The organism is Sinorhizobium sojae CCBAU 05684 (assembly GCF_002288525.1).
Classification (GTDB): domain Bacteria; phylum Pseudomonadota; class Alphaproteobacteria; order Rhizobiales; family Rhizobiaceae; genus Sinorhizobium; species Sinorhizobium sojae.
Genome location: NZ_CP023069.1, coordinates 291120 through 315958 on the forward strand (window position 1 = coordinate 291120; position 24839 = coordinate 315958).

The 24839-nt window shown below is 56.9% G+C and carries 19 protein-coding genes and 5 pseudogenes; 11 read left to right on the forward strand and 13 right to left on the reverse strand.

The window, feature by feature from the left end; all coding sequences use genetic code 11:
• Nucleotides 1-149: 149 nt before the first annotated feature.
• The 3 genes from SJ05684_RS28720 to SJ05684_RS28730 form a co-directional block, all read right to left on the reverse strand.
• Nucleotides 150-1160, reverse strand: coding sequence for an IS30 family transposase (locus SJ05684_RS28720; protein WP_014857614.1), 1011 nt, complete (start codon nt 1158-1160; stop codon nt 150-152).
• A gap of 206 nt (nt 1161-1366) precedes the next feature.
• On the reverse strand, nt 1367-1912 hold the full coding sequence (locus SJ05684_RS28725; protein ID WP_014857613.1) for a hypothetical protein: 546 nt from the start codon (nt 1910-1912) through the stop codon (nt 1367-1369).
• The gene (locus tag SJ05684_RS28730; protein WP_014857612.1) at nt 1912-2220 is read right to left on the reverse strand and encodes a type II toxin-antitoxin system TacA family antitoxin; all 309 of its coding nucleotides are present in this window, start codon (nt 2218-2220) and stop codon (nt 1912-1914) included. The genes SJ05684_RS28725 and SJ05684_RS28730 overlap by 1 nt, the downstream gene beginning before the upstream one ends.
• Before the next feature lie 66 nt (nt 2221-2286).
• Between SJ05684_RS28730 and SJ05684_RS29925 the strand changes: the two are divergent.
• Together SJ05684_RS29925 and SJ05684_RS28735 are read left to right on the forward strand one after the other, a co-directional pair.
• A pseudogene (locus SJ05684_RS29925) lies at nt 2287-2361 on the forward strand (IS66 family insertion sequence element accessory protein TnpB); the annotation flags it as partial.
• 48 nt (nt 2362-2409) lie between these two features.
• A pseudogene (locus SJ05684_RS28735) lies at nt 2410-2913 on the forward strand (IS66 family transposase zinc-finger binding domain-containing protein); the annotation flags it as partial.
• 528 nt (nt 2914-3441) lie between these two features.
• Here the strand turns inward: SJ05684_RS28735 and SJ05684_RS28745 are convergent.
• The 6 genes and pseudogenes from SJ05684_RS28745 to SJ05684_RS28785 form a co-directional block, all read right to left on the reverse strand.
• A pseudogene (locus SJ05684_RS28745) lies at nt 3442-3874 on the reverse strand (Ros/MucR family transcriptional regulator).
• 523 nt (nt 3875-4397) lie between these two features.
• Nucleotides 4398-4967 carry a hypothetical protein gene (locus SJ05684_RS28755; RefSeq protein ID WP_064240030.1) on the reverse strand — a complete coding sequence of 190 codons (570 nt, stop codon included), beginning with the start codon at nt 4965-4967 and terminating at the stop codon, nt 4398-4400.
• A gap of 178 nt (nt 4968-5145) precedes the next feature.
• Nucleotides 5146-5593 (reverse strand): annotated as a pseudogene (locus SJ05684_RS28760) (transposase).
• A 145-nt stretch (nt 5594-5738) separates the two neighbouring features.
• On the reverse strand, nt 5739-6170 hold the full coding sequence (locus tag SJ05684_RS28765) for a helix-turn-helix domain-containing protein (RefSeq protein WP_015633385.1): 432 nt from the start codon (nt 6168-6170) through the stop codon (nt 5739-5741).
• Nucleotides 6171-6769: 599 nt separating this feature from the next.
• On the reverse strand, nt 6770-7735 hold the full coding sequence (nodD1, locus tag SJ05684_RS28770) for a transcriptional regulator NodD1 (RefSeq protein ID WP_014857603.1): 966 nt from the start codon (nt 7733-7735) through the stop codon (nt 6770-6772).
• 728 nt (nt 7736-8463) lie between these two features.
• Complete coding sequence (locus SJ05684_RS28785) at nt 8464-9918, reverse strand: mannose-1-phosphate guanylyltransferase/mannose-6-phosphate isomerase (protein WP_048655408.1); 1455 nt, start codon at nt 9916-9918, stop codon at nt 8464-8466.
• A 146-nt stretch (nt 9919-10064) separates the two neighbouring features.
• Between SJ05684_RS28785 and SJ05684_RS28790 the strand changes: the two genes are divergently transcribed.
• From SJ05684_RS28790 to fcl, 4 genes are all read left to right on the forward strand, one after another.
• Nucleotides 10065-11480: a phosphomannomutase gene (locus tag SJ05684_RS28790; RefSeq protein WP_034859288.1), complete on the forward strand. Its 1416-nt coding sequence runs from the start codon at nt 10065-10067 to the stop codon at nt 11478-11480.
• Between the two features lie 314 nt (nt 11481-11794).
• Nucleotides 11795-12763, forward strand: coding sequence for a nodulation protein NodZ (gene nodZ, locus SJ05684_RS28795; RefSeq protein WP_014857596.1), 969 nt, complete (start codon nt 11795-11797; stop codon nt 12761-12763).
• Between the two features lie 244 nt (nt 12764-13007).
• On the forward strand, nt 13008-14063 hold the full coding sequence (gmd, locus tag SJ05684_RS28800; protein WP_014857595.1) for a GDP-mannose 4,6-dehydratase: 1056 nt from the start codon (nt 13008-13010) through the stop codon (nt 14061-14063).
• Between the two features lie 14 nt (nt 14064-14077).
• Entirely contained in the window at nt 14078-15016 is a 939-nt protein-coding gene (gene fcl / locus SJ05684_RS28805; RefSeq protein WP_034859283.1) for a GDP-L-fucose synthase, read from the forward strand.
• Here fcl and SJ05684_RS28810 read toward each other — a convergent pair.
• Nucleotides 14909-15295 (reverse strand): potassium-transporting ATPase subunit C, encoded by a 387-nt coding sequence (locus SJ05684_RS28810; protein ID WP_080577843.1) that lies wholly within the window; start codon nt 15293-15295, stop codon nt 14909-14911. The two genes, fcl and SJ05684_RS28810, sit on opposite strands and share 108 nt — an antisense overlap.
• 904 nt (nt 15296-16199) lie before the next feature.
• On the opposite strand from SJ05684_RS28810, the gene SJ05684_RS28815 reads away from it, so the two are divergent.
• Genes SJ05684_RS28815 through shc form a run of 5 tightly spaced genes read left to right on the forward strand, consistent with a single transcriptional unit; the run spans nt 16200 to nt 21675 of the window.
• Nucleotides 16200-16724: a nuclear transport factor 2 family protein gene (locus SJ05684_RS28815; protein ID WP_015633390.1), complete on the forward strand. Its 525-nt coding sequence runs from the start codon at nt 16200-16202 to the stop codon at nt 16722-16724.
• On the forward strand, nt 16721-17599 hold the full coding sequence (gene hpnC / locus SJ05684_RS28820) for a squalene synthase HpnC (RefSeq protein ID WP_034859281.1): 879 nt from the start codon (nt 16721-16723) through the stop codon (nt 17597-17599). The genes SJ05684_RS28815 and hpnC overlap by 4 nt, the downstream gene beginning before the upstream one ends.
• A complete protein-coding gene (gene hpnD, locus SJ05684_RS28825) occupies nt 17596-18432 on the forward strand; it encodes a presqualene diphosphate synthase HpnD (RefSeq protein ID WP_014857590.1) in 837 nt (278 codons plus the stop codon). The genes hpnC and hpnD overlap by 4 nt, the downstream gene beginning before the upstream one ends.
• The gene (gene hpnE, locus SJ05684_RS28830) at nt 18432-19739 is read left to right on the forward strand and encodes a hydroxysqualene dehydroxylase HpnE (protein WP_014857589.1); all 1308 of its coding nucleotides are present in this window, start codon (nt 18432-18434) and stop codon (nt 19737-19739) included. Before hpnD ends, hpnE begins: the two co-directional genes overlap by 1 nt.
• A gap of 43 nt (nt 19740-19782) precedes the next feature.
• Nucleotides 19783-21675, forward strand: a complete 1893-nt coding sequence (shc, locus tag SJ05684_RS28835) for a squalene--hopene cyclase (protein ID WP_050980215.1) — start codon at nt 19783-19785, stop codon at nt 21673-21675.
• A gap of 266 nt (nt 21676-21941) precedes the next feature.
• On the opposite strand, the pseudogene SJ05684_RS28840 reads toward shc, so the two are convergent.
• The 3 genes and pseudogenes from SJ05684_RS28840 to SJ05684_RS28855 all read right to left on the reverse strand — a co-directional run.
• A pseudogene (locus tag SJ05684_RS28840) lies at nt 21942-22113 on the reverse strand (1-aminocyclopropane-1-carboxylate deaminase); the annotation flags it as partial.
• Nucleotides 22114-22119: 6 nt separating this feature from the next.
• Complete coding sequence (locus SJ05684_RS28845; RefSeq protein ID WP_078070602.1) at nt 22120-22368, reverse strand: helix-turn-helix domain-containing protein; 249 nt, start codon at nt 22366-22368, stop codon at nt 22120-22122.
• A 308-nt stretch (nt 22369-22676) separates the two neighbouring features.
• A complete protein-coding gene (locus SJ05684_RS28855; protein ID WP_014857586.1) occupies nt 22677-23696 on the reverse strand; it encodes a LysR family transcriptional regulator in 1020 nt (339 codons plus the stop codon).
• Between the last annotated feature and the right edge of the window lie 1143 nt (nt 23697-24839).

Genomic DNA, 24839 nt, shown 5'->3' on the forward strand with positions numbered 1-24839 from the left:
ACACTTCACGTCGCCAGTCTTCCTTCCAAACGCTGACGTTTGACCAGCATCCCAAGAGGCGACGACTGTCGCATCTCTAACTGGCCTATATGTCGCATCTCTAAACTGCCGTGTGAATTCATGCCGAACTGCGACTTGCGCGTGTGACGCTACCCGACACGTCGTATTTGCGCGAGCAGTTTCTTGCGGAAGACTTCCGCGGGCGTTCGGTAGCCTAAGCATTTCCGCGGTGTCGAGTTGAGCCGGTCGCAGATGTCCCTGAGCTCGCCGTCGCTGATCGACAGGGGATCGACCTCTCTCGAAAGCCATTTGCGAACCCGGCCATTGGTGTTCTCGACCGTGCCTTTCTGCCAGGGCGACTGCGGGTCACAGAACCATGTCTGCGTTCCGATGCCAGCCTGCAGATAGGGCCATTCGCTGAACTCAGTGCCACGGTCGAAGGTGATCGAGCGTCGAGCAGCGTGGGGCAGGGGTTGGAGCACCTCAATCAGCCCGTCCATGATCGGCTTGGATTGCCGGTCGTTGTTGCGCAGGAAGACAGCAAAGCGGCTGACCCGCTCCACCAGTGACGTCACGTTGGCCTTGCCGAACTTCTTGCGAAACTGAATGAGATCGCACTCCCAATGCCCGAACTGTTTGCGTTCGGCGACAGTATCAGGACGGTGAAGAATGTTGAGTTCCGGGCTGAAGCGGCGACCGTGACGCCGTCGGGCATGCCGCGGTCTGCGTCTCGCACGACGCTCCGGCAGGTGCCGCCACAGCTTGATGGCCTGGCCGTCTGCGGAATAGGCGAACTTGTAGATCGTCTCATAACTGACGCAAATCGGATGGCGCTCCAGCCGCATGCGGCCGGCGATCTGCTGTGGCGACCAGCCATGCATGATGCGCTCGACCACCGATTGGCGCACATGGACGAAGCGGGCGAGCTTGCGCAGCTTGGCTCTGCGTTCACGTGCCATCTCGTTGGCGGTCACGCAATAGTAGCCGCTGAGATCCGGCATCTGCGCATCCTCAAACGCATTGCGCTTGAGCTCGCGGAAAATCGTCGAACGATGCCGTCCGAGCTTCTCGGCGATGACCGTGGCGCTGAGGCCGGCCGCTCGCCAGCGAGCGATCCTGCGACGTTCATCCATATCGATCTGGGAGTAGGTGCGTCTCATGAGCATTCCTTGCGAGTGATAACCCATTGGTATCTATCGCAAGTCGCACTTCATCCTTGAACCCACCCCGCTACATATCAAGATCGCATAATCTATCTTATGGAACAGCAGAGCGGTTTTGTTCCTGTTGCTTTTTGCACTTAAACCGCCGTCATGCAGGTGTGGCACATTTCGTTTAAATGCGTGCATCGCGCACCGAATGCGCGTTAGCCCATTAGGCTCCTGATCGTCGCGATCGGCAGGAACATCCGAAGCGGCATTGACGGCAAAGGTTGAAAGCCATATTCGCTGTAAAGCGCGACACGCCGGCTCGTCTTTTCTTCGTCACCGCAAACAAGGACATCGAGAAGAACGACGGCGATCCCAATCTGGTCAGCAATTCCGGCGATCCTTTGCAGGCAATCGGTAAGCAGATCGCCGCCGTAACCGCCACCCCTATATCGCAGATCGCGACCGATCATGGAGATATAGGCGGCCGGTATCGAGCCGTGTCCCGGCCGGGTGCGGGAAAAGCGTTCCGGCAGATCAGCATAGCTGATCGAGTGGCTGTTGATGGCGTAGAACCCTATAACCGTTGTGCCATCGTCTTCGGTCATCACATAGACACGAAGGTTGTCTGCTTTCGATAGCTTGTTCGCCGTCTTCTTGAAGAAGTTGTCGACCTGGATGATTCCACAAAAAAAAGCCGCCCGATCATACCGGTTGGGATCGAGCGGCTCGACTATGCGTTTTGCGGCGCCGGTATTTGCCATTACTTAGAGACTACGGTCTCGCTATAACGCTTGAACGCGTCTCTCAGCCGATCGGTCGGTTTGGACGGATTATCCAAAGCGTCGAAAAACGCCTGGTAGTCCGTTGTCTGCAACAAGGTCGCCTCATGCGCCGCGATCGTGGCAATGGCAGACTGGTAGGCAGCGTTGATCGTGAACGCAGAATCGTCGAGGCCGGAAAGTGCCGCGGCACGCTGGATCGTCCTCTTCACGCGCTCCTTCGTACGGAAGTTCATTCGAACGGTGTTCGGCTCATCGATGTCAATCGTGACGTCCTTGATTGCTCGCATGACCGGCTCCTTCATGTCGTTTAAGCCAAATGTACGTTAGACGAACGTACATTTCAAGGCCGAACAAATTTTTTGCTGGCCGGTATCGACTGGACTCGGGTCAAGCGAAACGTCGTAAAGCGGCCAACGAAAGCGGGCTGATCCTATTGGATTTGCTTGAAGATTCAGGATCATGTGCTAGGGTCTGCTATGCCGCTTCGACCCGACTCTTTACCTCAGGATGCCGCGCAATTGAGCCGGATCATTCTCTCGCTCGATGCAGAGAATGCCGACCTCAAGGCGCGCGTTGCCTTCCTGGAGCAGCAGCTCTTTGGGCCGAAATCGAAGAAGATGACGGCGATCGACCCGACGCAGGCGACGCTTGACCTTGGCGATCTCAGCGACATTCCCGAGGCGGCCAATGACGATGTTGCACCCGTGGCTGAAGGGCCAAAACAGGAGCGACGGTCACCGTCGCGCAACATCGGCCGTTTACCCAGGCACCTCCCACGGTATGAAGAGCTTATCGAGCCGGAGAGCAAGATTTGCCCGTGCTGCTCGTTCGAGCTTCATTGCGTCGGCACGGACGTCAGTGAGGCACTCGACATCGTGCCGGCGGTTGTCCGGGTAAAGCAGACGATCCGGCCGCGCTATGCATGCCGGGCCTGCGAAAGCGTCATTGTGCAAGCGCCCGCGTCGGCGCGCGTGATGGACGAGAGCAATGTCGCCCCCATGCGGCTTGCGTTCTGCCTTGCTCACGCGCGACGCAAGTTCGTCGATGTCGTCAAGCTGACCAGCTCTTCGGAGGCGGGCCGATGACGCCGCCACCGAGGAAGGCCGCAGGCGCGCTGCGCATGAGTGTCGTGTTGGCAGGCCCGGCCATGGTCGACCCTGATGCCGCATGCTCCGCGGTAACCATTCGTCAAGCCTGTTGATCGGATGGCCGGCGATGCGCGTGAGGATATCTCGAAGATGGACCTCCGGATCGAGACGGTTGAACTTGGCGGATTCGCCAACGACAAGATTAATGAAAACCTTGAAGCGGCGCACCGTCTCGTCATCGCTGGATTTAAGCGTAAGCTGTGAAATCTACATATGTCCAAGCTTTCGTTCGGGCTCAACATTCGTCAATCACGCCGTGCATCTGGAAGATGCGGCCGAAACACCGCATTCTGCATAGCATTTCGCGCAAATTAAAGGCGTGGCGCGTAGCTGGCAGCGATCGCCGCCGGCGATAACGTTCTACTTACCACGACGCTTGCGGCGCTCGCCGAGGCCTATCTCCTTGGCCAAACGCGAGCGGGCTTCCGCATAAGCGGGCGCGACCATCGGGTAGGTCCGCGGGTAGGTCCCACTTTTCGCGATAATCTTCCGGCGACAGATTGTGGTGGGTCATCAAGTGGCGCTTCAGCGACTTGAAGGCGCCGCCGCATTCGAGGCAGGTGATCTGATCGTTTTGCACAGACTTGCGGATCGAGACCGCTGGCTTCGGCTTCTCAATGGGAGCAATCACCGGCGCGGGAGCAGTGGCATTGTTGAGCGCTGAATGAACGTCAGCGATAAGCGTCGGAAGCTCGGCACCCGGAACCACGTGGGTGCTGACATAGGCGGCTACGATTTCTGCCGTCAGTTCTGCCAAGAGTTCGTTGCTCGCACCGAGCGTGGTTTCTGTCATCTTCTTCTCCTATCGGATCTTAGCAACATATCCCAAAACGACGTTTCAGGAGGAAACATGCGAGAAAATGCCGCTGAACTCACTTGCCTCTTGAAACTGGACGGTCATTGCACAGGAGCCAGGCTCCGCCGCAACATCAAGGCTCAAGTCGTGATGGGAAGTCGCCGCCAAGGCGCCGAGCTGGCTGACGGCTCAAAGCAACAGGGAAGAATCACAACCCAAGCTGGAATTTCGTCAAAGTATTTATCTGCGACGACACTTTTCATTTAGTGAATTAACACCGATCGAGGATATGTCAAAACATAATTTTAATCCGCAGCTACCAAGTCTATTAAAAAACCATTAATTCTGCCGTAGGCTCAGGTTTGTTTGAATCGGTCGGCGTGCTATGCATAGATACATGGAGGAAGGTCCTGAACTGTGTCATTGAGGTGGGATTGAAGAGCTATCAGCGATTGCTGAAACGCGAGACTCCGTTCGGCCCCCAAGAGATTCCTAAGACTTTCGCGCGGATGCGACATCGTCAATTGAGGTTAAACCGATCAAGCATCTTCTTGAGTTGCAAGTTTTGGGTAAGGATCCGTTCAGCGAGCAGCCTTTTGAGGCGCTTGTTTTCTGCTTCGAGAGTGGCCAATTCATCGCGAGAAATCGGGCGTTCTACATTCTCACGCCCGTCCAATGACAACCGCTCGGGTAGCTTTCGCGAAATGCGCTGTTTGGAGTTTGTTCGGGTGTGGGAGACCGGTGGCGTCTCCTGCAACTTGTCAGTAGCGTCGACTGCGGAATGACTTGAATTATGCAGCCCCGAGAACGCGTTTTCCGAACCTTGGGCCGGTGTCACGGCTTCTGGCCCAAGCCCGATATTCTCTTTGTCTGCAATGAGAAACTCTGCATTCGGGCTGGCCGGCGGACCGTAGGCTACGTTAGGGGATACTGGCTCTTCCGTTAAGTTGAACAAATGCGGAGCCATCTCTTCCACTTCGCGGGTCAAAGCCTTAAGGTCCGTGTTTCCCCAGACTGAATTCGTTCGTTCCTTTGATCGCCGCCGTACTTGCTTGAATTCGACAATAAACCTCCGTGGTGGTGTTTTCATATGTATCTCGCAAGCAATCCACGACTCATCAGCGCCAAAACGCGCCACGACATTCCTTTACCATTCGGCCAAATACCGCCATTTCGGACTCGACGCAAGTGGCCGTAAGGCTAGGCACGCCGTCCCTTTCGGAAGCCGGCAGGGCGCCTTACCACAGCCTTGAGAGGCTACTCTTGAGCTAATCCAGCCCAAGTCTCTTGCGCAGTTCGGCGTTTTCCGCACGCAGTTTGTCCGACAAAAGGTTGCGAAGCCTCAAGTTTTCCTTTTCGAGTTGAATGAGATCGGCAAGGTCATCGCCGGCCACCACAGACGCCTCAGGTTTTCGATCGGCAGGCTTAGCAGATTTCTTCCACACGTAGTAGGTCTGCTCCGATATGCCGGCGCTCTTGATCGCGTCCTTTAGGGTGCTATTGCCTTGAGCCACTTCGGCCTCGATCAGATTGAGCTTGTCAGCTCTTTCTGTCTCGCTATATCTCTTAGGCTTAGCAGTCGTCTTTGATTCCGCAACTTGTCCCGGCAGCCGTTCTTTGACGCCGCGACGAACTCTTCCTTTTGCCAGCTGGTGCTTTCGTTTCGGCAACCGCCTCAGCCGCGGCCACTGGTCCTGTGTTACTCTCGTCAGCCACTGTGATTTCCTCCCCTAGCTCACTTGTATGATTTGAACTTAACGAGCTACAGAGTCAATGCAAGCGTCCCATGGCGATGTCACTTACGGTTGATTTCATTCCGAGAGCGTAGCCGCGTTCGACTCAGAAATGGGCGAATTCATGCTTACCAGTCGTGTTCGCCGAGAGACTTGAGCAGCTTCACGATTCGACAGCGCACATTGGGATTGCCGACACGGGAGAACGCCCGGATGAGCTCGACCCCTTCGTCGCTTGCAGCGAACTCAATCACTTCGGGCGGGATATAGGCCTGATTAGGGGCGCCCTGCCCTATCGACTGAGTGTCGTCAGGCATGTCCTCAAAAAAATAAGAAGGGTGCACTTCCAGTGCATCAGATATCTGCTGAAGTCGGCCCGCACCCACGCGGTTCGAGCCCTTTTCATATTTTTGCACCTGCTGAAACGTCACCCCGATAGCTTCTCCGAGGGCCGCTTGGGGCATATTCTGCCATCGTCGCCTCTGGCGAATTCGACGGCCGACGTAAATATCCACAGCGTTCGCTTTGGCTCTTTTCTTCTCAGGGGCAATACTCAACACACTTACTCCTGGTGAAGGATCGTTTCACCTAATGATTTACTGGGATCTGCTATATCGAATATGGCCTTTGTCGAGGGCACCCGTTTGATACAGCTCAACTCCAAAGTGAGCAACTCAATTGAGGCATCTCCGTGTCCGCAGTCTCGGGTTCTTTTCTTAGAATCAGGAGGCAATGGAAGAGCACTGAGTCACGATCTTCAGAGCCGAGTATCGAAGACGGCTGGGAACGGGCTGTCGGCGGAGGCTGCTGCGAGGCGGTTGGATTGGCGTTCCGACCGCAATTGGCTGGATTGGGAGCGTCCGGAAGGGCAACTTGCGAGTGACTTGTAGCATGGCGGACAGTAGAACCTCGCCTTAATGCCCATGCGCGGTTTGATCGAGGTATCGAAGGATATCACGCTGAATGAGATGGTCTCCCGGCTGCTAAAGCTGAAGAGCTAATGCTGCGCATAGGCCGAAAATGGTTGGAGCGTGGCATGCGGGGCGTACGCTCGGGCCGTGCGAGCCCTTCTGGTCGGCCGCAACCCGCAGCCAAACTGCTCGACCCTGAGCCGACCGTGCAGTTGCGGGCTCAAGGGTGGCGAGTTGCGCCGTCGGCTTTAGAGGCATGTAGGCAATTGAGATGATGATAGAGCATGCGCCGAAGTTTCGGATTGAAATTCAACGCGAGACGCCTCCTGTAGAAATATCTCGCGCATCCAGAGACTGGCCGGATCACTGCTGTGAGGCGCGGGCCACTGGACAGCCTCGGTGAACGCGGGAAAAATGGGTTGCGGAAGTTCGGTGATCCGCAGGGGAATGGCTTTTGCGAAGTGCATCGCCAGTCGTAACGGGAGGGTCGCTATGCGGTCAGTGCCCGACAAAAAAGGCGGGATCATGGTAAAACCCGGCACGGCGACTTCGACCCGTCTTCGCAGTCCGTGCTCGCGCAATAGCCATTCCTCCACGGAAGGCCGCTGCTTCCCGAATTGGGCCGCAACATGCCCCATTGATACATAGTTGTCGATGGAGAGCTGCGGCGGTAGCTTCTGGTTCGTTGGGCAACTCACGCACACGAATCTCTCATCGAACAGCTTCGCTCTGGGATGCGTGTGCGACATGAACATTTCTGGTAGGATCAGGAAATCGACATCACCACGCCGGAGAAGCTCATCTGGCTCATCGGAAAACGGCAGCAACTCGAAACTGACGGCGGGCGCTTCCCGCGCCACTCTCACCACAACCCTTTCGAAAAACATTAGCGTCATGAAGTCGGAAAGAATGATCCTGAAACTGCGATCTGACTGCGCTGGGTTGAACGGATCCCATGAAATGATGGAGAGATGGATGTGCAGCAGGGCTTCGCGGACTGCGGGTGCGAGCGCTTCTGCTCGCGGAGTTGGTACAAGTTCGCGACCATTCATGGTAAATAGCTCGTCGCGGAAATAGGTCCGAAGCCGGGTGATGGCTGCGCTCATCGCCGGCTGGCTCAGGTTGATGCTGCGTGCAGCGGCCGTGAGTTTGCGTTCGGTCATCAGTGCGTCGAGCGCAACGAGGAGATTGAGATCAAGGCCCTTAAAACGCATGTTCTGGCGAATCCACAGTGCGGATGGTTGTCATCCGAACGATCAATTATGCAAATCGTTAGAAAGCGCTTAATTAATCTGAAGTCAAGTGCATTCACGGCTCATGCCGTCGCCCGCCCTCTTACATGCGCCTCCTGAAGATCAGGCTTTGTGGCAAGACGGCCGACCGCTCCTGCCATTTCGTCTTTTCGACCGTAGGGTCGAGCCGGAGCGAAACCGTCAACGCCCACCGCAACAGCCTTGCCACTAACAATGCAGGGGCTTCGGCGCCGCCTTTTCGCCGTTCCTCGCGGGCCCGCCGCCAGACGGGACGGCAAGCAGCGCTTCAAGCGCAAAGCTGATCTGTCGGTAAAAAAGCCGGAATGGAGCCGCGTGCAAGCGGCTGGGGCTGCGAGAAACCGCTCAAAGAAAAAGAAGCCGGACGGGTCGCAGACGCCGGGCGAGCTGCCCGTCGAGAAAGGTCGTCTCGAAATGCGCGCGCGAAGAAAGGCGGATTTTTCGGCCTACCTCGTCGCGAGGTATGCGTTGCGCAGGAGAACGATCGTGCCGGGCCCACGGAGGAGAACACGCATCTACGATTGGGTCGACGCAGAGGGCGGTATCCATCGCATGTCGTCAGACTCGTCCGCGGCCGCCGGTGCAACGCTTGCCGATGGTGCCACCACGTCCTCTCTCCAGATACCGTAATGCGTGCGAAGGTGCCGGACTGCGCAAAGGACACGCTATCCCTATAGGCCCGTACGCCTCGAATCTGGCATTTCATTTCTCGATTCGTCTGCGACGCGGATGATATCGTCCTCGCCCAGGTAGGCACCAGTTTGAATCTCGACCAACTCCAGCATGATCTTGCCAGGGTTCCCCAAGCGATGTATCGCCCCCTCGGGGATGTAGATTGACTGGTTCTCGTGCAGGATCGTTACTCGATCCTCGATTGTCACTTCTGCGGTGCCCTTCACGCAGATCCAGTGCTCTGATCGATGAAAATGCTTGTGGAGAGAAAGCATCTTCCCAGGGCGTACGAACAACCGCCTTACTTGGAAGCGATCGCCGTTAAGCATAGTGGTGTAGCCGCCCCATGGCCGTATCAAAGTTGGGTGCAATTCCGTAAGACGTGCCGTATTTTCGTCCGCGGCGAGGCGCTTCACCAAGTTTCCGATCTCATGGGCCTCCTCCAGTCGCCCGACGAAGACTGCGTCCTCGCTAGCGATGACTGCAACTCCATCCATCCCCTGTACAGCGAGATGCGCGGTATGCGACAACACAAGCGAATTCTTCGTGTTGCAGGCCGTAACATTGCCCTTGAGCACGTTACCATCAGCATTCTGCTCCTCATTCTTCCACACAGCATCCCAACTACCGAGATCCGACCAAGCAAAATCCGAGCAGACCACGGCGGCGTTTGCGGTTTTCTCCATCAGTGCATAGTCGATCGAGATGGATGGCGCTTGGCTGAAACTCTCCGGGGCAAGTCGTATAAAATCGGCGTCGACCGTTGAGCCCCTGACCGCGGCGTGCACCGCCGACAACACGTCGGGTGCATGCTCCTCAAGTTCGGCGATAATGCTGGCCGCCTGGAAAAGGAACATCCCAGAGTTCCAATAGTAATTGCCGGTCTCCAAAAGAGCCGCCGCCTTTTCGAGACTTGGTTTCTCGACAAAACATTGAACCGCATGGACGTCCTTGCCAAGGTAAGTGCCACGTTCGATGTATCCGTATCCCGTTGCTGGCCAAGTGGGTTGAATACCGAACGTCACGAGCTTGCCCTCCGCTGCGGCGATGCAGGCGGAGCGCACGCATTTCTTGTAAGTATCGTCTACCGTAATCGCGTGGTCCGACGGCAGCACAAGCAATAGCGCGTCCTCACCAAACCGATCAGCCACGATCCGGGCGGCGACGGCTACTGCGGCTGCCGTGTTGCGCGGCACCGGCTCAAGTACTATGCTGGAAAGCGTGACCCCAAGCTCGCGCGCCTGTTCGGCAACCAGGAAGCGAAATTCCTCATTGGTGATGACGAGTGGTGCTCCATAAACTTTGGCATCGGAAACGCGCTTAAGCGTGTCTTGAAAGAGCGTTTCCTCGCCGATTAGCTTTAGAAACTGTTTTGCGGCAGTTGCGCGTGACAGAGGCCAGAGCCTTGTGCCCCTACCCCCTGCCATGATAGCTGGGATAATCTTTGGAAGCATGGTGTCATTTTTGATTGCGTTTGATGGAAGCTTCATAACAGTGTGGCGAGAGCGAAGCAATCTCATTAGTGGATGCGAATTCATTCGGCTTGCCCCGGTGGCGTCGACTACCTGCTGAACGCTGCCCGGCAAAAAAAGGCTAGTTAATGGGTCCCAAATTCGGCACAAGTGGTCTCCGCGGGTTGGCAACAGAACTCGTGGGTAGTGTGTCGGCGCTCTATGCTACAGCCTTTTCGAGGATGCTCTTCGACAGAGGACGGGTCGCGCGAGGGGCGACCGTATTGGTCGGTCGCGACTTCCGCGATTCAAGTTCGGAAATCGCCGCTATCTGCATGGCAGCGCTCGCCCGGGCGGGAATGGTGCCGGTCGACTGCGGAGGGCTGCCGACACCAGCGCTTGCATTGTACGGCCGAAAACTCGGTGCAGCATCACTCATGATCACAGGCTCGCATATTCCGGCCGACCGAAACGGCATTAAGTTCTATCTGCCTGACGGTGAGATCAACAAGGCCGACGAGCAGGCGATTACGGCGTTGGCGGAGCAGCTTTCAGCCGATGCAGATGCAACCAGGGTTGAGTGTGGCCGCGGCGCCGACCACTCCAGCGAAGCAACTGACTTCTATATCCAACGTTACGAAACGCTGCTTCCCAAATCGGGCCTTCAGGGGCTAAAGATCGGCTTATATCAGCACAGCAGCGTTGCCCGCGATATTTTGACCACCATCTTGGAAGGTCATGGCGCAAATGTCGTACCGGTAGGCCGATCTGAGGTCTTCATCCCTGTTGACACGGAAGCTATTTCGGCGGCGACATGTAAGATGCTCGCTGCCTGGGCGAAGGAGTTCGCCTTTGACGCCATTGTATCGTCGGACGCAGATGCCGATCGGCCCCTGCTAACGGATGAAACGGGAACTCCATTGCGCGGTGATCTGCTCGGTCTAATTTGCGCAAGGCTGCTGGAGGCCAAGCTTATTGCTACGCCAATAACCAGCAACTCCGGGATCGAGGCGGCGAGTGGCGTCGAGGTGGTGCGTACCCGCGTTGGCTCACCTTACGTCATTGCAGCCATGACTGAGGCGGTTGCGCGTGGCAAGCAGCGGGTGATGGGCTTCGAGGCCAACGGTGGCGTCATGCTAGGTTCGAACTTCTCGTTCGGAGGCGCGTCGCTTCCCGCCTTGCCGACCCGGGACTGCGTCCTTCCCATCATTGCAGCGCTCCACATGGCAGTAGAGGCCAAAACTCCCCTCTCGGGGATCGTCGCGATGCATCGTTTGCCAGTCGCTTTGTCCGGCCGGATCGAGAACTATCCATTCGATAGGAGCGACGCCCTAGTGGCATTCTTGAAAGCGTCAAAAGCTAATGTTTCCCATTTATTCAGCCGGATCGGTCGCGTGACGGGCACGGACGACGTGGATGGCCTGCGCCTGACATTTGAAGGCGGCCGTATCCTGCACATCCGCCCTTCAGGAAACGCGCCTGAACTGCGTTGCTACGTCGAGGCAGACGACCCAGATGCTGCCGAACACTTGCTGGCTCAGGGACTGGCGGTCCTTAACAGTTGAATGGGTGTAAGTTAGGCTTTGCTGATATGCAGATCTGTTACCGCTAGCGTCGCCGATGAGCGAGCTGTTCTATGCTGTGTCGGCAGTCCAGGAATTGGCATCAGCTCTTCTCTTCCTGGTGTGAACCGATGGTTCGCCACCTAACGTGAAGATAAGCCCTGAAAGACACGTCCCCTTTATATCCAATATGTGGATGGTTGCCATTCAAAATATGAATTTTACTGATGTTGCCGAACTCCATTAGGAAGCTCTGAATTGATCGGAAATCCGTAGAAGACACTAAGTCAGAGCGGCGGCACTAAGGACGGGCAGCATTGTACAATCGATATGTCCTCTCTCGGAGACGTACTGGTTTCGGTGACTGTCTGTGGTCGCTGGCGGCCGCTTGGCGCTACGCCCAACGGACGGCGCGAACGTTAGCCGTTGACTGGCGCGGGTCCTGCTACCTTGATCAGCCCTTCACAAACGCCTTTCCGGTGTTTTTTGAACCAATCAAGGATATCGCAGGTGTCCCTTTTATTTGCGATAACCAGATCAACGAGTTTTCCTTCCCAGGACCATTCTTCCCAAATTGGTGGAATAAACCTGCGATTGAATGTGTTTACCGCCCAGATGCTCAGGTTTTTCGAGAGCGAGACGAACTCGATGAACTTTTCCAGGCCCAAGATGATGTCGAGGCCAACACGGTAGTGTGTGATGCGTGTTTGATGTGGCGCTGCGACGAGGAGGCAGAGCGGCAGATTTTCTGCAGTGTCAAGCCTCGGGCTGAAATTCAGGCTCGCATAGACGCTATCTATCAGGAGCACTTCTATGGGTACAGTGCGATCGGGGTTCATGTTCGGCATGGTAACGGCGAAGACGTTATGGACCATGCACCCTACTGGGCCGATCCGGACCTTGCCGTGCATCAAGTGTGCACTGCCATTAATGCTGCCAAAGCGTTGCCCCACCCGAAGCCTGTGCGGGTGATTTTGTGCACCGATAGCGCGCGGGTATTGGACCAGGTGTCGAGTAGGTTCCCCGATCTTCTCACGATCCCGAAAAGTTTCCGAGCGGATCAGTCTGGCCCATTACACAGCCCAGATCTCGGGGTTGAGGGCGGAATTTCCGCCCTCGTCGAGATGTATCTTCTTGGGCTTTGCGACACCGTCATTCGGTTTCCTCCGACAAGCGCCTTTACACGTTACGCACGCCTTTCTGTCCCAAGGGTTATTGAGTTTGATCTGAACGATCCTAGTCGCCTGGTCGTGATCGAAAGATCTTCAACAAATACCGCCTCTTGAATGAAAATCGTCACCTCAATTCTAGGCGTGGAGAAGAGCAGTCATGGAGAAACTTGGGCGCGCTCCAAGGGACACGAGCGCCTCATGCCCAGTTGTCCCGGCCCGCACGTCTCCGGCAATACTGCTTTGAAAACCGCAATGCCTCCATGGGCCCGCTCTGTCGCCGAAGCACGACGATTTCCTTCACACCAGCCGCCCTAGCGCACGCCCTCTCCCGCAGGAATATCACTGGAGATTCGACAAAGTGACAGACCGGAAAGTAGCTTTAATATCTGGTGTAACGGGTCAGGATGGGGCTTATCTTGCTGAACTGCTGTTGGACGAAGGCTATATTGTTCACGGCATAAAGCGTCGTTCGTCATCATTCAACACTCAACGGATAGAGCACATTTATCAAGAACGTCACGATCCTGAAGCGAGATTTTTTCTCCACTATGGGGATATGACGGATTCGACCAATTTGCTGCGCATTGTTCAGCAAACCCAGCCGCATGAGATCTACAACCTTGCAGCGCAAAGCCATGTTCAGGTAAGCTTCGAAACCCCCGAGTACACTGCAAACGCCGATGCAATTGGTACATTGCGCATGCTGGAAGCTATTCGGATTCTTGGGCTGATCCATCGGACTCGCTTTTATCAGGCATCGACTTCAGAGCTATATGGGCTGGCTCAAGAGATCCCCCAAAACGAAAAGACGCCATTCTACCCGCGTTCACCCTACGCGGCCGCAAAGCTGTACGCGTACTGGATTGTCGTAAATTATAGAGAGGCTTACGGCATGCATGCCTCCAACGGTATTCTTTTCAACCACGAAAGTCCGCTTCGTGGGGAGACGTTCGTGACTCGGAAGATCACCCGGGCTGCGGCGGCAATCAGTCTAGGTAAACAAGAGGTCCTTTATCTTGGAAATCTAGATGCTCAACGTGACTGGGGACATGCCCGTGAGTATGTGCGGGGCATGTGGATGATGTGTCAGCAGGATAGACCAGGCGACTATGTCCTGGCTACCGGGGTGACAACATCGGTTCGCACGTTCGTCGAATGGGCCTTCGAGGAAACCGGAATGACGATTGAATGGGTGGGAGAAGGCATTGAAGAAAGGGGCATAGACGCCGCGACAGGCAAATGCGTCGTTGCGGTGGATCCGCGCTATTTCAGGCCCACCGAAGTAGATTTACTTTTAGGCGATGCCACCAAGGCCCGCCAGGTTTTGGGCTGGAGGCACGAGACAAGTGTGAGAGATCTTGCTTGCGAAATGGTAAGGGAAGATCTCTCTTATTTGAGGGGCACCCGACAGTAAGAGGCGAGATGCCGATGTATTTGCTAGACGGAAAGCGTATTTGGGTCGCAGGACACAAAGGTATGGTCGGCAGCGCCATAATTCGATCGCTTGCCTCCGAGGATTGCGAAGTCATCGTTGCAGATAGGCAAAAGCTGGATCTGACGCGGCAAGAGGAAGTTGAGAAATTTCTATCAAAGGAAAAGCCGCATGCGGTCATAATGGCGGCAGCGAAGGTGGGTGGGATCCTGGCAAATGATACTATGCCCGCTGACTTCATCTATCAAAACCTTATCATGGAGGCTAATGTCATTGAGGCCTCCTTCCGCAGTGGCGTTGAAAAGCTTCTTTTCCTTGGATCGAGTTGCATATATCCGAAGTATGCGGCGCAGCCCATAAGGGAAGAGGCTCTATTGACCGGACCACTTGAGCCGACCAACGAGTGGTATGCGATCGCCAAAATCGCCGGCATTAAGTTGTGTCAAGCGTATCGTAAGCAATACGGCGCAAACTTCATATCAGTCATGCCGACAAATCTCTATGGCCCACGCGATAAGTTCGATCTTACCTCCAGCCACGTCGTCCCTGCCTTAATACGCAAAGCACATGAGGCAAAGATTAGAGACCTTGGGTGCTTGTCTATATGGGGAAGCGGCACACCTACTCGAGACTTTTTGTACAGTGAAGACTGTGCCGACGCCCTGGTCTTCCTACTTAAGCATTATTCCGAAACGGAACACATTAACATAGGCTCCGGGGGGGAAATAACTATCATTGAACTAGCCCACATCGTCTGCCGTGTTGTTGGTTTTAAAGGCGATATAGTCTTCGACACATCCAAGCCGGACGGAACGCCCCGAAAGCTTTTATCTAGCGAAAGACTCGTGTCGATGGGTTGGCGCCCGAAGACCTCGCTCGAGTTGGGACTGGCCAAATCCTATGAATGGTTTGTCAGCAATGTGGCTGATAATTAAGGCGGGTCGCGACTCTGGCATTGACACTGGTTTGCAAAGACGCCCCACGGCGCCGCTCCCTCCCACACCACCGGCCTGCGGGTCACGGGCGAGTCGCTTGTGCGTTCCGCAAACGTCTGGCCGCCCGGTCTCTTCCGCGATCACCCCTACCCGCTCATCAACGGCGTCGACGAGTTCGCGGTTCGTCGGCGCAAGATTTGTGCCGCCTGAAGATGCAGCATCGTAATCGACGGCGGACGGGCGGCCGTGAAAATATTCCGCCTGCCTGAACGCCTGCACCGATGCACTCGGAGCCGACTACAGCGCCGGTACGGGTGATCAGGCTCGCATTGGCAGGTAGAAACAGGGCCTGCTCGACCGCCGGTGTTCCCAGTGGATAGGCGCCGCCGGCCCCAGGACAAGTGCCGGTCTTCGCCGTGAAATTGACCGGAGCAGCGATGACCTACACTGTCTGCCAGTGGCGCACCGGTCTCGCGCGATACCGCACTCGAAAAAACGCTCATCCATTCCTTCACGATCGCAGCCTCGTTCTGTCTTAAACATCACTGATAACTCCTCAAATTGAGAACCGCGACGTTCTGACTGCAGAACCGCCTGTGGCTGAATCATACTCGGCTGTGAATCGACCGTATAGATTTATGTCATTGAAAAAATGGATTTCAATAAAGCGAGACTATGTGAAACTCTGGTGAAAATACATCTGATTTAGCTCTTCCGGTGGACCGCTTTTCCGCTCGGATCACGGTTGTATTTGTATCCAGCAGCAACACTTGCGTGGGCCGGTGCCGTCCCTGAAAAGGGCGTCGCGCGCGCAACTGAGAGGGCGAGTTCGAGCTTTGCCAATAGTCGCGGTTTCTTACAAAAAACACGGCCACGACCCGTCCAGTGACCCATACGCGAGTTTCTCCACGCTGCGTGGGGCTCCGCGACTTTCGTTGAAGGTGCACCGATCGCTTTTAGAAGCGGCATCGAGTGATCACCGTGGACATCACCTGCAATGACTGAACGAACGAAACGCGGCGCTTATGCTCGCACAGCAATCGCTGTGTGCCGCCTTGTGCCTCACTATGTTTGGGGGTCGAGTCGGGCGATATCACCTCAGGCTTACCTCGAATCAACAGCTGGAAAATACCGGATCCTGACGGACCGATGGTAGCAAAGGTCTTGAGAAAGGAGCATTTCAATGAGCGCGCGCAGGACGGTCGAAGAGTGGATTCGACGATTCAATAAGGGTGATGCGATCGCTTTGGCTGAGCTGTACCACGAAAATGCAATGTGCCTCTGGCCGATGCAGCGCCCCGTGATAGGACGCGCGGCAATCCAAAAGATTTTTCGACCAAATCGCGCTATTGCGGAGAGGATATGCGCTCCGGAGTTCATCTACGAAGAAGATGACCGCGTAATAATTGAGTGGTGGGATAGGTTTGCATGGCAGGGATGTGGTGTATTCATAATGCGCGGTAGTCGAATCGCCTTTAGCTACTGGGATATAGTCTCATCCGACGCTTTCAGCAAAGAATTCGGCAGGACGAATCAGTATACTCGAAAAACAGATTCGCATCGGATAATTCTCGGGGATAAAAACGCGCGCCGGTCGATAACGTCTTTGGCCGCCGCCGTACCTTCGTGGATTGTACGTTTTATTCGGGGGCCCGACTGCATTTCAGCAGCATCCAACGCCCGCAAAACCGACGATGGTGCTAAATGACGAGCGGCAGCGGCCCCGGGTCGGACGCAATGCACCGCGAGAAAAATTTCCCCGTTGCGTCGTGGATTATCCATCCGCGGCACCGAGCGCTGATTCTTGCCTTCTACCGATTCGTCCGCATGGCCGATGACATTGCCGATCACGCCACGCTCGCGGCAGACGAGAAGCTTCTGTACCTCGACATCCTGGAGGCCGAGCTGCTCGGCAAGGGCGAAACGCGAGCAGAAGCTGTACACCTACGCACTGCGCTTGACCGGCGCGGCATGCCGCCGCGTCATGCACTCGATCTGCTCACCGCCTTCCGAACGGACGTGACTAAGCAGCGTTACGAGAACTGGGACGAGGTGATCGATTACTGCCAATACTCGGCGATGCCGGTCGGCCGATTTGTGCTCGACGTCCACGGCGAAAGTGCCGCGACTTGGCCGGCATCGGATGTGTTGTGCGCGGGACTGCAGGTCTGTAACCACCTGCAGGATTGCGGCAAGGATTTCCGCAATCTCAATCGCGTCTATATTCCGCGCGATGCGCTTTTAGCCAGCGGCGCCTCCATCGAAGAGCTGGGCGCCGCAAAATCCTCGTTGCAGATGCTACAATGCCTGCGCTCTCTCGCAGCGAAGGCCGAGGTGCTGCTCAACGGGGGCGGAGCGCTGGTGTCGCAGGTGAAGGACTTTCGCCTCGGGTTCGAGGTCTCCGTCATACTGTCTTTTGCCGATAAGATCGTGTCGATGCTGAAGATGCGCGATCCTCTAAGGGAGCGCGTGCATCTGTCGCCGCTTGAGCTGCTGCTCCATGGCGCCGGCGCAATGGCAAACGAAGCCGCGCGCCGTGCGTTCGGCCGCGGTACGCGATTCAAGACGACTGTCGACGTATGAGGGCGGAGGCGGCGGCCCACGCGAACCACCGCTCTACGGCCCTTGGCAGCTCGTTCTATCTGGGAATGCGTACCCTCCCGCCGGTGCAGCGCGAGGCGATATTCCAGATCTACAGCTTCTGCCGCCAGGTCGACGACATCACCGACTCCGACGAACCGCGCGAGCACCGCCTTGCTGCGCTTCAGCAATGGCGCGATCACATTGACGCGCTCTACCAAGGTGTACCGCCGCCGCGGCTAAAGGACTATCTCGCCTCGGTAACGACCTTCGGGCTGAAGCGAGAGGATTTCCTAGCCGTTGTCGACGGCATGGAAATGGACGTGCTACAAGACATCCGCGCGCCCAAAATGGCAACCCTGGATCTCTATTGCGACCGTGTCGCCAGCGCCGTGGGAAGGATGTCGGTGCGTGTGTTCGGCTTGAGCGAGGAGGATGGCATTGCACTTGCGCATCACCTCGGTCGTGCGCTGCAACTCACCAACATCCTGCGCGACATCGACGAGGATGCTGGGCTGGGTCGGCTCTATATACCACGCGAAAGCCTCGATCACGCCGGTATCACCAGCAGCGACCCACATAAAGTCATCGCCGACAAGGCGCTGCCCAAGGCGTGCGCACCGCTGGCCCAACGCGCGATGATGCATTTTGCCGAATCCGACGAGATCATGAATTGCAACCCGCGCAGAATAGTACGCGCCCCCACCATCATGTCCAAATGTTACCGCGCGATCTTGGACCTGCTGCTGATAAGGGGTTTTGCGGCTCCCCGGGAACCGGTGCGTGTAACCAATCTCACAAAGCTCGCCATTCTCTTCCGTTACGCCTTGATGTGATGCCAAAAAATGTTCACATTATCGGCGCCGGGATCTCCGGCCTTTCCGCGGCCGTGCAGTTGAGCAATGCAGGTTTGCCGGTGCATGTCTATGAAGCGACGCAACAGGCCGGCGGTCGATGCCGCTCCTTTTTCGATTCCGCAACCAATCTCACCATCGACAACGGCAACCATCTGGTTCTATCGGGCAACCAATATGTGCGCAACTACGCCCGTGCGATCGGAACGGAATCCGGTCTTGTCGGTCCGACGAGTGCCAAGTTTCCCTTCGTCGACATCTCCACCGTACAGCGCTGGCAGGTCGATCTCGGCGGCGGCAGGCTTCCGACCTGGGTGTTCGACAAGGCGCGTCGCGTCCCCGACACCAGGCTGTGGGACTACCTGAAGCTCGCGCCAATCCTATGGGCCGGCGCGGATGAACTGGTCGGAAACACTATACCCTGCAATGGTACGCTGTACCGGCGTCTGGTGCGGCCGCTGCTGCTCGCCGCCCTGAATTGCGATCCGCCGGAGGGCTCGGCAGGGCTTGCCGGTGCCATCGTACGGGAAACGCTGCTCGCGGGCGGCGAGGCTTGCCGTCCGCTAGTCGCGCGCGACGGACTGAGCGCCGTTCTGGTCGAGCCGGCGGTCAAGCTCCTGGAGAGGCGGGGCGCCACCGTCCGCCTCAGCCATAAACTGCGCAAGCTTGCCAAATCGGGCGAGATCATCAGCGAACTTGATTTCGGTGACGACAAGATAGCGGTCGGCCCCGACGACGCCGTGATCCTCGCCGTGCCGCCACGGGCGGCCGCGACGCTCCTGCCCGGCCTGAAAACCCCGACCGAATTCCGCGCCGTCGTTAATGCCCATTTTCGCTTCGATCCGCCAGCCGGTGCGGATCCGATCCTGGGTGTGGTCGGCGGGCTCGTGGAGTGGCTGTTCGCCTATCCGCAGCGGTTTTCAGTCACCATTAGCAATGGCGACCGCCTGCTTGACATTCCGCGTGAGGAGCTCGTGCGAGCGATCTGGCGCGACGTGTGCGAGGCCGGTGGGATCTCAGGCGAGCTGCCGCCGTGGCAGATCGTGTGTGAGCGCCGGGCCACATTCGAGGCCACCCCGGAGCAGAACGCGCTACGTCCAGGGCCCGTGACCGGTTGCAAAAACCTGTTCCTTGCTGGCGACTGGACCGCTACCGGTTTGCCGGCAACCATCGAGGGATCGGTGCGGTCGGGTAACCGTGCCGCCGATCTGGCTCTTTCAGACAAACACTCGATTGGTAAATCCACACGGTTTTGCACGCTGCCGAACACGCAGGAAGTCAGTGAATAAGCATTCCGGAAATCGCACTGCCATCGATCCCGCCGCGCTGGAAATGAGCATCGCCTCAGCCACTGAGGCGCTGCTCGCTTATCGTCATGCCGACGGCCACTGGGTGTTCGAGCTGGAAGCGGATTCCACCATCCCTTCCGAATACATCCTGCTACGTCATTACCTGGCCGAGCCCATTGACGTCGTGCTCGAAGCCAAAATCGGAACTTATCTGCGCCGCACTCAAGGCGCGCACGGCGGCTGGCCGCTGGTGCATGACGGGCCCTTCGATATGAGCGCAAGCGTGAAGTCTTACTTCGCGCTCAAGATGATCGGGGATTCCGTCGACGCGGCTCATATGGTGAAGGCGCGCGAGGCGATCCGCGCGCGCGGCGGCGCCGCCAACAGCAATGTACTCACGCGCTTCCTGCTCGCGCTCTATGGCGTAGTTAGCTGGCGCGCGGTGCCGGTTCTGCCAATCGAGATCGTGCTACTGCCAATCTGGTCGCCGTTCCACCTCTACAAGATCTCCTACTGGGCGCGCACCACTATTGTGCCGCTGATGGTTCTTGCAGTGCTGAAGCCGCGTGCGAAGAATCCTAAGGGCGTCGGCATCGAAGAACTGTTCCTTCAGGATACCAAGAGCGTAGGCATGAACCCGAAGGCGCCGCACCAGAGCTGGGGCTGGTTCTTGCTGTTCCGCGGCATCGACGGCATCCTGCGGGTTATTGAGCCGCATCTTCCGAAGAAACTTCGTGAGCGCGCGATCGCGAGTGCGCTCGCCTTCACTGAAGAGCGGCTCAACGGTGAAGATGGCATGGGCGCGATCTATCCGTCGATGGCCAATATCGTGATGATGTATGACGCGCTCGGTAAAGACGATCATTTTCCGCCGCGCGCGATAGCACGTCGCGCTATTGACAAGCTCTTGGTGATCGGCGAGGAAGAGGCCTATTGCCAGCCCTGCCTGTCGCCGGTCTGGGACACCGCGCTGACGTGCCACGCACTTCAGGAGGTGGGCGGCGCTAACGCCCTAGCGAAAGCGAAGCAGGGCCTAGACTGGCTGAAGCCGCGGCAGGTACTGGACGTGAAGGGCGACTGGGCAGTGAAGGCGCCCAACATCAGGCCCGGCGGCTGGCCGTTTCAATACAATAACGCGCACTATCCCGATCTCGATGACACTGCAGTGGTGGTCATGGCCATGGACCGCGCGCAGCGGCACGCCGGCAGCAAGGAATACGCCACCGCGATCGCACGTGGCCGGGAATGGATCGAAGGCATGCAAAGCCGGGATGGCGGCTGGGCCGCCTTCGACGTCAACAATCTCGAATACTACCTGAATAACCTCCCATTCGCGGACCATGGCGCGCTGCTCGACCCGCCGACCGAAGACGTTACCGCGCGGTGCGTCTCGATGTTGGCCCAGGTCGGCGAATTCACCCAAAGCAGCAAGGCAGTCGCCGAGGGGATTGCATATTTGCGCCGCACCCAACACGCGGAAGGATCATGGTACGGCCGCTGGGGCCTGAACTACATCTACGGTACCTGGTCGGTGTTGTGCGCGCTGAATGCCGCAGGGATCGATCACCAGGACCCCATGATAAGGAAGGCGGTGGAATGGCTAGTATCCATCCAGAGTTGGGACGGCGGTTGGGGCGAGGATGCAATCAGCTACCGACTCGACTATAGCGGATATGAGCAGGCGCCTTCCACGTCCTCCCAAACGGCGTGGGCCTTGCTTGGACTGATGGCGGCCGGCGAGGTGGAGCATCCGGCCGTCGCACGCGGGGTGAACTACCTAAAAAACGCACAAACCGAGAACGGTCTGTGGGATGAGCAGCGCTACACCGCCACGGGTTTTCCGCGCGTGTTTTATTTGCGATATCACGGCTACTCCAAGTTCTTTCCGCTCTGGGCATTAGCACGGTACCGGAACTTGAGGAGCACGAACGTTTGATGAGAAGAGTTTGGCCGTTGGGAGAACTCGTGAGGGTGAATGTCGACTCGATTGCATTAAAGTTTTCACCTGCGCCCATTTGCCTGACTTTATGGAGGTGACGAAGCTCTTTGTTGTTGACGAAGAAGTTCCAGGCCTGACTGATTTATCGATGATTTCGCCGCCGACGCAGATGGTGAAGTCGTTCTCGCACAGATACCCAGATGTTCTCGGCTGGATTGATGTGCATAGGAATGCAGAAGCGCCGGGTCGTGTATCACGGCCGATGGCACCCAACTCTCCTGAACCAGGAGGCATTTCATGCCGGTCTTCGCTGCAACCGCAGCGACCCTCCGCGTGTGGTTCGACTGCACACCAGCTATTGAAATGAGGGTGTCGGCATAGGTGGCAATCGCGTCGGGGACTATACTCGAGCTTGCAGAGCTTGTTTCCACTAAATGTTGTTCATGAATGCTTCAATGCGAAGGTGGTGGCTGGCACTCGAAGGGCAGCGACTACACGCCTGAGCCGTTCAGGGTCGACATCAGCACCTAATTCGATCCTTGAAATCTCGGCGCATGTCAGACCGCATGTTAATGCGAGGTCGTCGACGCTATATCCGACCGCTTCGCGAGATCGCCGAACCGCATCACCTATATCGACGTGGTCCCTACGGGCGTCGTTTGGGCCCACGTTGTGGATTAAATTTTTCATGAGATGGACTCCTTCTATCGTGCGCAGCGAGCGCGCGTTCCCGCTTGAAGGGAACCTGTGACCATAATGGTGGATCAGGCAAGCCTACCATTGTTGCAGTGCAATATAGGTCAAATGTTGACGATGCAAAGTGGCACTTAGCAGAGTGGCGCCAGCGTCCACGGCGAGTGCGATGACATGGCAGCGAGAACCCCGAGATGAACTGATGCCTTGAGGAAGCTAAAGCGTCAAACACCCGGCGCTTGATGGGATCAATCGCACGCGGTGTCGGGCTGTCCTTCGCTGCACCCTTCCGTTCAGCGGTGAGTTCAACTATCGTTCTGCCGCCTCGCCATTTGGTCTTGTGACACGTCTAGCCGGCCCATCCGCGCTGCGGCGGCGATTTCGCGACGCAGCACGCGATGCTCCAAGTCATGATGGCAGCGCTGGTGCCAGATCAACGCGACTTCGTATGGCTTCAGCTCCACGGGTGGATCTACAATAGCGAGCGGCAGCATAGTCGCCACCCGAGTTGCAACTCGGTTCGGTATCATCAGCACTAGGTCAGTCATCGCCACTACAACTGCCGCAGTCAGCACGTTGGAGACCACTATCGGACCGGGTAGTCCGAACCTGACCAGCCCATCATAGACTTGACCCAGGCCCTCGTTGGAATCCGAGGCAATAGAGGCGTGACGCAGCGCCGCGAAGGTTCCGACGCTCCACTCCTGCTCTAATGCAGGGTGGTCGTGGCGAAGCAGGCAAGTGAAGCGGTCCGCATAGAGACCGCGCCGCAAGTAGCCTGGAGGAGCGGCACCGATCTGCCCGATCGCAAAGTCAATCTCACCTTGCTCGAGACGCCGTAGAGCGCCGTCCAAAAGTGGCTCGGTGGCGATGTCAACATGAGGCACACGCTCACCTAAACGCGGCAATAGATATGGCAGCAGAACTAGCGATTGGTGATCGGGCATTGCCATAGTTACCTTCGACCGCAAATCCCTTAAGCCGGAACTGCAGCTCACCAGTTCGCGGATAGCATTCAATACCGACGGCAGCATTTGCGCCAAGTGTTCGGCCTGCGGTGTTGGGACTAGGCCACTCGAGCCGCGTACCAAGAGATCGTCATTGAACATGTCACGCAGCCTTGATAGGGCTCTACTCATTGCCGGTTGGCTCCTACCGACATGTTGAGCAGCATGCGTGATGTTTCGATACTGCAACAAGGCCTCGAGCTCCACTAGCAGGTTTAGGTCGACCGACGCCAGATTCGGTATACGCCGTTGACGTGCAGCGTCACTGCCATCGACGATCAGGGCCGTACGCGGATTCTTCCAAGCGGGCTGATCCATGGATGTATTCTCCTCGTAAGTGGTGTTTGTGGGCCACAAGATGGCGCCCGCGATAAACTGAGCTTCAACGGAGCCGATGAGATGCCTTACCTGACGATGCAGTGTCTCGAGAAGTGTCTTCCGAACTCAAGCCGGAGCAGGTCTCCTCAAAAAACGCTTGGCGGGTTCGGCGTTGCGCTGCCGTTGTAAAGCAAAGAACAGCTATGTTGCCCCGCTCGTCGCCGAAGCGGCCAATGGATCGACCGAGCTTTGCTTTCAAAAAAGTGCCTCATGAATCTGCCAGTTGCGCCAATTCAGCACCCTCGGCGGCGGCGCCTGTCGATTTCCGTCGCACCGAGCTAAACCAAGCGAGGGCTTGTGATGTACTGGAGAGCACGCACGTGCGGGTGAGCACCCGAGATTGCGCTGCCTGCGGCTATAGCTGGGGTGCCGTTGCACAAGCCGAGAATTCAGATCGCCGCGAATGTGACCCCACTTGAATTCGCTCATGAGCCTGCCTCAATGCATCCGCGGACGGATTGCCAATCATATCTGCGTGGCCGGTGTCTGACTGTCCACTCTGCCTCCAACCTGTACGAGTTTCTTAATCGAATTTCGCGAGAATGGAAAAATCGAGCTTTTGCATAGCTATCATCCATACCGTGGATGAACATGTAACATGCTCAATCAGTCGGGCTTGGGCATAAGGTGTTCGTCTATAGCCCCCGTCGCGAGTCGAACGTGAACGCCTGGAAGGAAGCCTCCCGCGAGCTTACGAACGTGTGCTTGTTGCTGGTCGCTATCACCAAAGGCGATACCTCCCCTTCTCCACCATTCCCTCAAGACCGGGCTTGATCTGCAGCAGCCGGTGTCAGCGACTTTCCGGTCTATAGTCCCGATCGCATCTTCATCGGCGTCATTGGCAGCCTGCAGGGGCCAAAAAATCGCGGCGAGGAACAGTCACAGCGCCTTAGATGTTTCTATGCGAGCGTTCATATGGCGCTGCATTTTGCGGTTGCTGACCTGCGAGAGCAGGCGGCCGATTGGCTTGATGAGCATCGTCACCGCGTCATCAGTGAGCTTCTGGCGGAGTTTGATGCCTGCGTTATGATTGTCGCGTACCGACGGCTGGCGTTGAAGTCACCAGCGAGCCAGGCTGAGTGG

Coding starts and splice junctions, on each gene's coding strand:
- SJ05684_RS28720 (WP_014857614.1), bottom strand. CDS start 1,160: ATGAGACGCACCTACTCCCAGATCGATATGGATGAACGTCGCAGGATC.
- SJ05684_RS28725 (WP_014857613.1), bottom strand. CDS start 1,912: ATGGCAAATACCGGCGCCGCAAAACGCATAGTCGAGCCGCTCGATCCC.
- SJ05684_RS28730 (WP_014857612.1), bottom strand. CDS start 2,220: ATGCGAGCAATCAAGGACGTCACGATTGACATCGATGAGCCGAACACC.
- SJ05684_RS28755 (WP_064240030.1), bottom strand. CDS start 4,967: ATGAAAACACCACCACGGAGGTTTATTGTCGAATTCAAGCAAGTACGG.
- nodD1 (WP_014857603.1), bottom strand. CDS start 7,735: ATGCGTTTTAAGGGCCTTGATCTCAATCTCCTCGTTGCGCTCGACGCA.
- SJ05684_RS28785 (WP_048655408.1), bottom strand. CDS start 9,918: ATGCTTCCAAAGATTATCCCAGCTATCATGGCAGGGGGTAGGGGCACA.
- SJ05684_RS28790 (WP_034859288.1), top strand. CDS start 10,065: ATGGGTCCCAAATTCGGCACAAGTGGTCTCCGCGGGTTGGCAACAGAA.
- fcl (WP_034859283.1), top strand. CDS start 14,078: ATGTATTTGCTAGACGGAAAGCGTATTTGGGTCGCAGGACACAAAGGT.
- SJ05684_RS28815 (WP_015633390.1), top strand. CDS start 16,200: ATGAGCGCGCGCAGGACGGTCGAAGAGTGGATTCGACGATTCAATAAG.
- hpnC (WP_034859281.1), top strand. CDS start 16,721: ATGACGAGCGGCAGCGGCCCCGGGTCGGACGCAATGCACCGCGAGAAA.
- hpnD (WP_014857590.1), top strand. CDS start 17,596: ATGAGGGCGGAGGCGGCGGCCCACGCGAACCACCGCTCTACGGCCCTT.
- hpnE (WP_014857589.1), top strand. CDS start 18,432: ATGCCAAAAAATGTTCACATTATCGGCGCCGGGATCTCCGGCCTTTCC.
- shc (WP_050980215.1), top strand. CDS start 19,783: ATGAGCATCGCCTCAGCCACTGAGGCGCTGCTCGCTTATCGTCATGCC.
- SJ05684_RS28845 (WP_078070602.1), bottom strand. CDS start 22,368: ATGAAAAATTTAATCCACAACGTGGGCCCAAACGACGCCCGTAGGGAC.
- SJ05684_RS28855 (WP_014857586.1), bottom strand. CDS start 23,696: ATGGATCAGCCCGCTTGGAAGAATCCGCGTACGGCCCTGATCGTCGAT.